Raw genomic sequence first — 1,578 nt, 5'->3', positions numbered from 1 at the left:
GTTTTTGCACCGATCGTTAAATCTGCACCAACATAAGTAACGGTATAATTGCTGTTCAAGGCCAATGTACCCTGGTTGATCGCATAAGTACCCACATTTTCACCTGGTGTTCTGGTCAGGCTTCCGCTGAAACTGTCGCCCGTTACCAGTGCCGGAGCAAAGGTGTAGGTCAAGGCAGGATCGGCATCACCATAGGTTTTGCTCTTCGCTGCAGCTGTTACCGTGATGGTTTTTGCACCGATCGTTAAATCAGCACCAACATAAGTAACGGTATAATTGCTGCTTAGTGCAAGTGTCCCCTGGTTGATCGCATAAGTACCCACGTTTTCACCTGGTGTTCTGGTTAAACTTCCCGTGAAAGTATCTGTTCCAACTAAAGCCGGAGCAAAGGTGTAGGTCAAGGCAGGATCGGCATCACCATAGGTTTTGCTCTTCGCTGCAGCCGTTACCGTGATGGTTTTTGCACCGATCGTTAAATCTGCACCAACATAAGTAACGGTATAATTGCTGTTCAAGGCCAATGTACCCTGGTTGATCGCATAAGTGCCCACGTTTTCACCTGGTGTTCTGGTCAGGCTTCCGCTGAAACTGTCGCCCGTTACCAGTGCCGGAGCAAAGGTATAGGTCAAAGCAGGATCGGCGTCACCATAGGTTTTGCTCTTCGCTGCAGCCGTTACCGTGATGGTTTTTGCACCGATCGTTAAATCTGCACCAACATAAGTAACGGTATAATTGCTGTTCAAGGCCAATGTACCCTGGTTGATCGCATAAGTACCCACGTTTTCACCTGGTGTTCTGGTCAGGCTTCCGCTGAAACTGTCGCCCGTTACCAGTGCCGGAGCAAAGGTATAGGTCAAGGCAGGATCGGCATCTCCATAGGTTTTGCTCTTCGCTGCCGCTGTTACCGTAATGGTTTTGGCACCGATCGTTAAATCTGCACCAACATAAGTAACGGTATAATTGCTGTTCAAGGCCAATGTACCCTGGTTGATCGCATAAGTACCCACATTTTCACCTGGTGTTCTGGTTAAACTTCCGCTGAAACTGTCGCCGGTTACCAGTGCCGGAGCAAAGGTATAGGTCAAGGCAGGATCGGCATCACCATAGGTTTTGCTCTTCGCTGCAGCCGTTACCGTGATGGTTTTGGCACCGATCGTTAAATCTGCACCAATATAAGTAACGGTATAATTGCTGTTCAAGGCCAAGGTACCCTGGTTGATCGCATAAGTACCCACGTTTTCACCTGGTGTTCTGGTCAGGCTTCCGCTGAAACTGTCGCCGGTTACCAGTGCCGGGGCAAAGGTATAGGTCAAAGCAGGATCGGCATCACCATAGGTTTTGCTCTTCGCTGCAGCCGTTACCGTGATGGCTTTTGCACCGATCGTTAAATCTGCACCAACATAAGTAACGGCATAATTGCTGTTCAAGACCAATGTACCCTGGTTGATCGCATAAGTACCCACATTTTCACCTGGTGTTCTGATCAGGCTTCCGCTGAAACTGTCGCCCGTTACCAGTGCCGGAGCAAAGGTATAGGTCAAAGCAGGATCGGCATCACCATAGGTTTTGCTCTTCGCT

The 1,578-nt window shown here is 49.2% G+C and carries 1 protein-coding gene; it reads right to left on the bottom strand.

Going from position 1 to position 1,578, the window contains the following annotated elements; all coding sequences use genetic code 11:
* A partial coding sequence (locus BLR60_RS25010; protein ID WP_317039678.1) for an MBG domain-containing protein occupies nucleotides 1-1,578 on the bottom strand: 1,578 nt, incomplete at both ends.

Origin of the sequence: Pedobacter terrae, from assembly GCF_900100705.1 — a bacterium.
In the GTDB taxonomy this organism is placed as follows: Bacteria; Bacteroidota; Bacteroidia; order Sphingobacteriales; family Sphingobacteriaceae; genus Pedobacter; species Pedobacter terrae.
Note: the sequence above shows the minus strand (reverse complement) of the source record. Positions and strands in the feature narration are given on the sequence as shown.